Consider the following 1,112-nt stretch of genomic DNA (forward strand, 5'->3'; position numbering starts at 1 on the left):
CGGTGTTTGTCAACAAAGAAGTCACCTGAATTACGCCGCTCTTTGATGGATCAGGCGCCTGGTTTCCTGTGATGGGTTCAGGAATACCACTCGCCTGCTTGTCCACTTCTTTGGCCCGGTCCGTGGGAATCGTTCAGGATGTTCCTCAAAGGCCCTCCGCAGCGTTTCGTTCCGCCTGGCAAACAGGGTGATATCCTCTCCAGTCCGGCGCTGTTCCGGCGTGATGTAGCCCAAACCGGAGTGGCGATGCGTCGTGTTGTACCAGTCGATGAAGTCGCCCATCCAGGCTCGTCCCTCATCAATGGTCTTGAAGCGCCCGGGATACGAGGCATGGTACTTGAGGGTGCGGAAAAACGATTCGATGTAGGGGTTGTCATTTTTTACCAACGGGCGAGAATGGGAGATAAACATACCCATGGATGCCAGCCATACAGAGAACGTGGCCCCACGCATGGGGTTGCCGTTGTCCGAGTGTAACCACACGCCGTTCAGATTTCGTCGACGCTTGATGGATTCAAAGAGGTTTCTGGCGTGTTCTTCCGATTCGCTGGTCTGGATTGTCCAACCGACGATCTCTCGACTCCAGACGTCGATTACCGCATAACAGTACCAGAATATACCGCTTACACATGACGGGAGCCAGGTAATGTCCCACGAAAAAACCTGGTCGGGTCCCGTCGCTTTCAGTTCTGGAGGCTTCTGGGACTGGCGTGCTGGACGACTGTTGCTACGATGATGGAGAAGGCCCTCAGCCTTCAGGACGCGATAAAATGTTCGCTCACTGGCGATATATCTGCTGTTCTCAGCAAGAATTGCAACGATTTCTCCCGGTGTAGAGTCTTTAAACTGAGCGGACGTACATACTTCGATAATCTGTCGGCGCTCTTCATCGGTGAGGGCACGCGTTTTTTCTTTTTTACTGCCTTTGCGCCGATCAATCAGATCTGTTTTCCATCGAGAATACGTGCGTGGATGAATACCCAGAGCATCACAAAGCGGAGCCACACGGGCTCCTTTTTCGATGCCATCGTCAATCGTTTCACACAGGGCGCGGCGTTGGTTCTCGGGAATCAGTCTTCCTCTTGGTCCTGAAATATCCGAGAAATTTTTTT

Annotated in this window: 1 protein-coding gene; it reads right to left on the minus strand. The window is 52.6% G+C overall.

All coding sequences use genetic code 11. The features are described from left to right. Positions 1 to 30 precede the first annotated feature (30 nt). On the minus strand, positions 31 to 1,112 hold a 1,082-nt coding region (locus BW950_RS14710), incomplete at its 5' end, for an IS3 family transposase (RefSeq protein WP_143559295.1).

This window comes from Alkalispirochaeta americana (genome assembly GCF_900156105.1).
Lineage (GTDB): Bacteria > Spirochaetota > Spirochaetia > DSM-27196 > Alkalispirochaetaceae > Alkalispirochaeta > Alkalispirochaeta americana.